This window comes from Chloroflexota bacterium (assembly GCA_014360825.1).
Taxonomy (GTDB): domain Bacteria; phylum Chloroflexota; class Anaerolineae; order UBA2200; family JACIWT01; genus JACIWT01.
In genome coordinates this window covers 24,134-32,271 of record JACIWT010000023.1, presented here as the reverse complement: position 1 = coordinate 32,271, position 8,138 = coordinate 24,134, and the positions used below count along the sequence as shown (strand labels likewise).

7 protein-coding genes are annotated in these 8,138 nt (G+C 54.1%); 4 read left to right on the top strand and 3 right to left on the bottom strand.

What is annotated here, in order from left to right:
• A partial coding sequence (locus H5T64_11715) for a M28 family peptidase (GenBank protein MBC7265005.1) occupies positions 1-446 on the top strand: 446 nt, incomplete at its 5' end.
• On the opposite strand, the gene H5T64_11710 is transcribed toward H5T64_11715, so the two are convergent.
• From H5T64_11710 to H5T64_11700, 3 genes are read right to left on the bottom strand one after another with little or no spacing between them, the layout of a single operon-like run.
• Complete coding sequence (locus tag H5T64_11710; GenBank protein MBC7265004.1) at positions 388-2,724, bottom strand: fibronectin type III domain-containing protein; 2,337 nt, start codon at positions 2,722-2,724, stop codon at positions 388-390. The two genes, H5T64_11715 and H5T64_11710, sit on opposite strands and share 59 nt — an antisense overlap.
• 1 nt (position 2,725) lies before the next feature.
• Complete coding sequence (locus H5T64_11705; GenBank protein MBC7265003.1) at positions 2,726-3,280, bottom strand: hypothetical protein; 555 nt, start codon at positions 3,278-3,280, stop codon at positions 2,726-2,728.
• Between the two features lie 33 nt (positions 3,281-3,313).
• The gene (locus H5T64_11700) at positions 3,314-4,906 is read right to left on the bottom strand and encodes a hypothetical protein (protein MBC7265002.1); all 1,593 of its coding nucleotides are present in this window, start codon (positions 4,904-4,906) and stop codon (positions 3,314-3,316) included.
• A 430-nt stretch (positions 4,907-5,336) separates the two neighbouring features.
• Here H5T64_11700 and trpD point away from each other — a divergent pair, with 430 nt between their 5' ends.
• From trpD to H5T64_11685, 3 genes are all read left to right on the top strand, one after another.
• A complete protein-coding gene (gene trpD / locus H5T64_11695; protein ID MBC7265001.1) occupies positions 5,337-6,365 on the top strand; it encodes an anthranilate phosphoribosyltransferase in 1,029 nt (342 codons plus the stop codon).
• Positions 6,366-6,504: 139 nt separating this feature from the next.
• Positions 6,505-7,416 carry a diacylglycerol kinase family lipid kinase gene (locus tag H5T64_11690; protein MBC7265000.1) on the top strand — a complete coding sequence of 304 codons (912 nt, stop codon included), beginning with the start codon at positions 6,505-6,507 and terminating at the stop codon, positions 7,414-7,416.
• Positions 7,417-7,418: 2 nt separating this feature from the next.
• Positions 7,419-8,018, top strand: coding sequence for a glycerol-3-phosphate acyltransferase (locus H5T64_11685; GenBank protein ID MBC7264999.1), 600 nt, complete (start codon positions 7,419-7,421; stop codon positions 8,016-8,018).
• The last annotated feature ends 120 nt before the right edge of the window (positions 8,019-8,138 follow it).

Below are 8,138 nucleotides of genomic sequence, written 5' to 3'. Positions count from 1 at the left end.
CCTCCGAGGCCGCTGGGCGTGGCGACCACATCCTGGGCGTGATCAATCTGGATATGGTGGCCTGGGACAGCGACGGTGACCGTGCCGCCGATATCCACTGCGGGGATTTGGTTCTGGAATCGAGCGCTCTCGGCGATGCGGTGATCAGCGCCATATCACGCTATGACATTGCCCTCACGCCCGAGAAAATCACAGCCGGAGCAATTCCAAACAGCGACCACGCCCCCTTCTGGTATGAGGGCTACCCTGCCCTTTTACTCATCGAAGACCTGAATGACTTCAACCCCCATTACCACACCACCCGCGATGTGCTGGCGTACCTGGATACATCTTTCGCCACCGAATTCACCCGCACTGTGGTGGCCACCATCGCGGAACTGGCTGCGCTCACGGATCAGCCCGCAGTGAGTTACTGGGTATACCTGCCCTTCGTCCAACACAATTGAGATTTCCCGCCACCGACGCCCAAAACGCATCGGGATTTAAATAAGCATAACCAACGATTTGGGTTGAGCCTGGGGAAACTCCTCTGATAGTGGTTGAATAAGGCGAAGAAGAATCATCAACCGAAGAAACACAGCTGTCAACCGGATAAACACAAGCAATCCTCTGGTCCAAGGACAAAAAGCGAACCCGGTTAACAGTTGTCCCCGCCGGACTAGTAGTAACACTGGCCACCTGAGGCCCGCTTTCGCCCTGATCCAAAGTCAAATCAGCCGGAGATAAAGAAATGTTACAAGAAGGAACCCCGGTGGGAGTGGGGGTAGGAGTAGGAGTCACTCCAGGAACAACATTGCTATAGCCCCAGTTGGTGTAGCAGTTTGCGGAAAAGGTTGGGTCTTCGGCCCGAACTCGATAACGATAGGAAGATGAAGAGCCGACACTAGTATGAACAGTGCTGGTAGTATTGGCCCCAACTGTAGTTAAAAACCGCCAGTTTCCTCCATCAACCTGATATTCGATCCTAAATCTGGTTTCCCCAATGGCATTATCAACCCAGGAGATATTGATATTTGACCCAGCCCGGATAGCGGTTACTCCTGTAGGAGATTCGTCAGCCGAAGGATTGCCATCTGTTACCGGACAGCCAGGTACGGGTGTCACCGTCGGGGTTGGAGTTACCGTCGGCGTGATAGTTGTAACTGTCAAAGTCGCCTGGCATCCCCCACAACCAGAGCCAAGATTAGTCACCCAGCCTGAAGGGCAAGTTTTGTCGTTAGCCTTATACCAATTTCCATCCCAGCCACAAAGCCCTTGACAACCAGTAGAATAGGCATTGAGTTTAACGCTATAGGTGCCGGTAGTCGAGGGGGCAGGAAATGACTGTCCGCTGGAGATTTTATACTGGGCTACTTGGGTCGTTCCCTGAAAAAGATGCAACCAGGACTCTTGGACATTGCTGGTATTAAATGTCACTGTTACTGATTTTCCTGGTTCCACCGGGTTTGGAGAAAGACTCAAGTTACTGCACCTTGGAGGATTACAACCATCATCCACTATACACTGGCTAACCTTACCCTCAAATTTCTTAAGTTTATCGGCATTTTCCGGACAATATTTTCCAGTGTTGGTGAAATAAGCAAAAGAGGGACACCAAACCGGAATAGTCGGTCCACTAACCCAACCAGTATTACAATCGCGCGGAGTTAAACCATTTGGCAAAGCACACCAATTGTTACCCGACCAACCGCATTTTGGGTTTGTGTAAAAAGTGCCTTGTTCACAAAGAATCACCGGATCAAAGGCTTCCCTCGCCCCATCCTCACAAGTCCCCGGCCCATGCCCGCCATAATAGACCCGGGCATTATAGTAGCCGGCCGGAAAGTTGGTGGTGTTCCAAGTGCAGGTTTTTTGATATCCGGTATTAGTCTTATCACCAGGATAATTAGTACAATCATGGCAGTGAGCGCCGCTCTGCCAACCAGTTGTAGTACACATCTTCTTCCCATAAGGAGAAAGATAACCCTTGGCGGCATTTCGAACTTCAATCGAGTCATAGTAACAGGCTTTATTCCAACATTGGGCCGGTTTTTGACAAACATCAATAGAAACCGAAGAACCCTTGATAACCTCATCCCCCCGGACATTAACCCAGATCCAACTAGGTGCTGGCGGCTGGGGTGTTGGCGTCGGCGTCGGCGTCGGCCCAGGCGGCGGGGTGGAAGTCGGCGCACCCGCCTGGCACGCAGAAACCCCACAGGCGGGCTTGTTGTCAAAACCGCATTGAACAGCCGTTGAGCCTGAAGGACAAGTTCCGGTACGACAGCCGCCAGAGCAAGTTCCCCCTAACTGTCCGGTTAAATTTCCTTTACTGTCAACTGCGCAGCAGGTCTTATAGATACCACCGTATAGACAGCCAGTTGTATCGCAGGCAGTACCTTGCCCACACCGACCCGCCCGCAGATAAGGCCCATCAGAAGAAATACAAGTATCGTAAGCCCCACAGGTGTAATAATACCAATCCCACTGACACGTTCCTGTTATCATTTTACATGTTGGATTATAACAATAGGTCCAGGGCTGGACATTATTACAGTTTCCGCCCAAATTGGGAGAACAACTTGAACCAGTATCGCAGCAATAGGTATCTTTAGAGGGAGGTGGAGGACAGGTTGTAGAATCACATGGATCCTCGTAAAGATATGCCGCCTCAACCACGTCCTTCGGAAACAAAAATAAGGCACAAAAAAGAATGAAAATAACAAACAATGTCTTCTTAGTCATTTTATTCCAGGGCCTCAATAATCTCCTGGCTCAAACTTACTTTTTCTCCATTTTGAAAATAGGAAACAATAAGATTAATCTCCCTTGTGGGCAATGGCTCTTTGCTGACCCTGCCTAAAACCTCACCCTCGGTCACTTTTGATCCGTTAACAACCAGCGCGACTCCGGAAAAAAGATAATGGAGTCTTCTTTTTCCGTCCAGAGAATTTAAGGCAATAATCTGTTGGGGTGGCTCCCCTACCACTTCTACAATTCCCTCAAAGCCGGCATAAAATGGTGCTCCCTCGGGCAGGGAAAACCCTAAGTCATTCTGGCCTAAATCTAACTGGGTAATTTTGACCTGCCCAAGATGCTCTTTTTCAACCGGCGGACTAAACAAAGGCGGTTGGAAAGAAGCGGGGGTTGGTTGAGCCGAGGGGGGGACCTGACCAAGTGGCTCCTTCTTTTGCCAAAAGGCACCATAGCGCGACATGACCAAGTTGAAACCAAGTAAACCAACAATTAGAACAATGAGGAAGGAAAGAAAGAAAAGTTGTGATTTACTACTGGGCAGCATTAAGTTTATGATACAAAGGAAGGACCTAATTTGTCAAGAACCACTTCGGACAAGAAAGACCACTGCGTCCTCATCAATTTTTAAAATATGATTTGGGGTGTCAAAACCAGCAAACTCAGCAGCGGGTTTGGGTAGACTAATAATTGCCTGGCTTCCAGGAGGGGCATCAGGCTTAGTAAGTTTTCCTTCTATTCCCCAAACAATAGGGTTGCCCATCTGAACCATCTCTCCATGCGCTCGGGCCTGACTTCCTTTTGGATAAATTACATTAAGCTGACCCTCTTGTCCCCACATCCGTTCCTGGGGTAGCTCTAAAACAATTGCCGGACCAAACCAAGGCGAGCCTGCTGCTATAACCATCACTTTTCCAGGAAGAGGAGAAACAAAAACAGCATTTGATGAAATCCCCTTTATTACTAAAAGCTTCCATGTTTGCTGATAATACTTGCAAAACCACACAAATTCCTCGATTTGCAGGGTTTTTTCTCCTCTTGGATCGAGCGGAAGAGGAACTTTGTACTCTCCCCTGGCGATTGATCCGGGAGTATTTGCCTTCTCCATCAAAGCCTTAACCACTTCGGCAACCAAAACCACGCCGATCTCTTTTTGGGAATTATAGGTTATTGTCTCGCCAGCATAAGCGCCGGCTTCCAGGCCATAGGGGTTGCCCGTCTCGGCGCGGTAAACAATTTTGTCCCCTTCCCTCACCGGCTTTAGCCAATCAACTTTGGGCGCCAAAAGTTCCGGTGTCGCTGGTGGCCGTTGGGGGGTGGGGGTGGGAACTTGGATGACCACCCCGGGCCTGACTTTTGCCCCTTCCAAAAGCCAGTTCACCCAGCCTCGGAAAGAGGCCGGATTCTTTGTTTGATTTTCCTTCAACCAATTGACTACTCTTTGCCGCCACTGACTAGCCTCCTCCACGCTCATTCCTGTTGCTCCTCTAAAGTGGGGCATCATGGAGGCCAAATTGGGATCAACCGCTGCCACCTCAAGGATTTTTAACGCCTGCTGATAAGGATCGGTAATGGCGGCAATCTCGGGATTATTCTTGGCCATAATCCCAAAGACAGTGGCTCGGAAGATACACTCATCCATTACTTTTTGGCGCTCGTTGTCGCGAAAAGGCGGAAGCCAGTAGGTGGAGTTTATTTTTTCCCGATAGTAGGGATTGGCTAAGATTTTTTCTTGGGAAACGATGTCTTCGGGGCGGATGGTGTAAGAGATGTATCCGGTCGGGGCAATCTGGGTGGGCGGGGACGCCTGTGAATGGGTTTGGCGGCCCATCGTGGCCCAGTCCCAGCGGGACTTGACAAGACCAGCCGGTGGATTCATCCACCGGCGACCCGCGTGGGTCGGGATCTCGCTACCGGCCGCGCCCGGAAATGCGATTTCCAATAGGGGCGACCGGCCGGTCGTCCCTGCATCCCGGGTGTAGCCACCGAATTCCATTCGGTGGCGGGTATTCACAAGTGGGAGCCGTCTCCAGACGGCGATGCGCTCGTCGCAATCTGGAGATTGCTCCCACGACTGGCCAGCATAAGCGGGCGCAGCGCTCAGGGCAGCCATCACTGCCAGTACCACGATGAATGCGGCCAGGGCTGTTTTCCCTCGTGCTTCAGGGTTCATGTTCTCCCTCCGTCCCTGCTCTCAAGTGGGAGCCGTCGCCAGACGGCGATACTCTGGTCGCAATCTGGAGATTGCTCCCACGACTGGCCAGCCGAGGCGGGCGCAGCGCCCAGGGTAGCCATCGCTGCCAGTACTACGATGAATGCGGCCAGTGCTGTTTTCCCTCGTGCTTCGGGGTTCGCGTTCTCCCTCCGTCCCTACTCTCAGGTGGGAGCCGTCTCCAGACGGCGATGCGCTCGTCGCAATCTGGAGATTGTTCCCATGGATTATTCCTCCATCGCCGCGCTGTTTTATCGCTGGCGGCTCAGATTATACCGCAGCAGGTTGCCTTGGACAAGTGTGGACGAGGCATCCAAGAGGAATTTTTGACATCGGCCCCGCTTTGTTTTACAATCTCTCATGGTATAATAGAAAGCCAAGGGGTGTGCTCATGACCACAATCAAAGATGCACTGGCAAAACTGATAGAGAGCGAATCGCTAAGTGTATCTGAAGCAGAGACAGCGATGGGTGAGATCATTGCCGGTGCGGCCACGCCGGCTCAAGTGGCAGCCTTTCTGACCGCCTTGCGCATGAAGGGCGAGACGGTGGACGAGTTGACTGGCTGTGCCCTGGCGCTGCGCCGCGGCGTAACCCCTGTGCGACCCAAGCGGCGTGACCTGGTAGACATTTGTGGTATCGGCCGTAACCGACCGCGGACGTTCAATATCTCCACCCTGGCTTCGCTGGTGACGGCGGGTGCCGGTCTCGCGGTTGCCAAACACGGCAACCGCTCCGCTCACGGTCGCTGCGGTAGCGCCGACTTACTCGAGGCTATGGGCGTCAACCTGGAACTCACGCCCCAGCAGATGGCCGATTGCATTGACCAGGTGGGCATCGGCTTCCTCTTCGCCCCCCGCTTGCAGGCGGGCTTGGAAAACGCCCTCCAACCTGCAGTCGAGATCGGCTTTCACGTTATCCTCGACGTGCTGGAGCCGTTGGTCAACCCGGCATCGGCCGAGGCACAGTTTGTGGGTGTATACGCTGGCGGGCTGACCGAGCAACTGGCCTATACCATGCGCAACCTGGGCGTGCGCTCGGCTTACGTAGTGTACGGCGTGGATGGCCTGGACGAACTGTCCACTACCGGCGTGAACAAAGTCAGCCGGTTGGATCCAGAGGGCATTGTGGCCACTTTTGCCTTGGATGCTGCCGAACTGGGGTTGCCCAGGGCCTCGCTAACGGACCTTGCCGGTGGGAGCAGAGAGGAAAACGTCGCCATCACCCGCGCTGTCTTGGCCGGTCAGAAGGGGCCCCAACGCGACATCGTGGTGCTCAACGCTTCGGCGGCGTTGGTAGTTGGCGGACGCGCGCGCCACCTGCGCGAAGGTGTCAAGATGGCCGAGGAATCACTGGATTCCGGCGCGGCGGCACGCAAACTAGAGGAACTGATCGAGTTCACCCGAAGCGTCGGGCAATAGAGCCGATAAGTCCGTCGGTATTTCGGCACGTTAGCAGAAAAGGGCCTCGGGCTTAATCTCGAGGCTCTTTTTGCGTCACCCTTGAGTTCGGATCGTGTTTTAGTAAAAGGACAGCATGGGAAACTGTAGGGAGGAGAGCATGGCAAAAACATTGGTCATCGTCAACCCCATCGCTGGGCGTGGATATGGCGAGCGTGGAGAAGAACGGGTCAAAAGTACGCTGCGCGCTAAGGGTGTAGATTTCGATGTGGCCCACACGGAGCGACCTATGCACGCCGCGGATCTAGCAGAAGAGGGCCTGAAGAACGGCTACCAAACCATTGTGGCCGTAGGCGGTGACGGCACTTCAAACGAAGTCATCAACGGTATGATGCGCTGTCGGCACCCCGGCGAGACAGTGGGCACGATGGCGGCCATCCCCATCGGTTCGGGCAACGATTTCGCCTGGGGAGCGGGCATACCGTTGGACCTGGAGGCCGCTTGCGATGCCGTCGCGCAGGGCCGCTCGCGGGTGATAGACGTCGGCGTGGTGGACGGGCGCTACTTTGGCAACGGTGTGGGCGTTGGCTTCGACGGCATGGTTACTATTCTGGCACAGAAAATCCGTTTCCTCACCGGCCTGCCGCTTTATCTCGTCGCTGTGCTCCAAACCACATTCATCTACTTCAAGGCCCCGCTTATTACCATGCAATACGACGAGCAGACTATCACTGCCAAACTACTGATGATTTCCATCGCCAACGGGCGGCGCTATGGAGGTGGCTTTCTGGTAACCCCCGAAGCGCAAATGGACGATGGTTTATTCGACCTGTGCATAGCCCGTGAGGTAAGCCAATTCAATATCTTGCGCCTCATACCCCATTTCATCAAGGGCACGCACACCACCCAGCCCAATGTGACGATGGCCAGAGCACGGCGCGTGGTGTTGACCACCGATGCACCACAGGGCATGTGCGCCCATGCCGACGGCGAAGTCTGTGCCACCGATGCCAAGCGTATGGAACTGGAAATCATCCCGCAGGCATTGCGGGTTGTCGTTGGAGAGTGGTAGTAATGGTACCTCCCTTATCGTACGTTCTGGCAGCATTCGTCGGCTACCTGATAGGTGCGTTTCCCACGGGAGTAGTCCTCACACGAATCTCAGGTCGGCCAGATCCGCGTTTCAAGGGCAGTGGTCACACAGGTGGCCTGAACGTAAGTAGAATGGGCGGCCTGGCGTTAGGGGTTCTGACCGCGGCAGTGGACGCGAGCAAGGGTGTGGTTGCTCTCACCTTCTGTCGGTTACTTGTCCCCGGCGACCTGTGGGTAATCCCTATTGCCGGTGTAGCCGCCGTCGTTGGACACAACTGGTCGCCATTCATCGGCTTCTACGGGGGTATAGGACTTTCACTGCTGTTCGGATTGTTCCTGCTCTTACAGCCGCTTGTGATCCCTGTGGTATTTCTGGCCTGGCTGGTCTTGTACCTTGCCCTGCGCCATCGCCCTCGCTCGATGGGGCTGGCGATCCTCGTGCTCGGCCCAACCCTCCTCTTATTGAGCCAGCCGGAGCACCTGGTGGCTTTGGGTTTCCTGGCCAGCATTCCGGTTTTCCTCAAGCACGTCCCTGACTTCGGCAAACCAGAAACGCCGGTCATTTTGCCCCCAGGAGCATGAGAAAAGGAAACTGATCGTGGTATCCCAGCCGGCACAACAAGAAGCCCCGACTTATTTGGTCGGGGCTTCTTGCTCATCTGGTGGGAGCCGTCTCCAGACGGCGATCCTCCCCTCACAAGC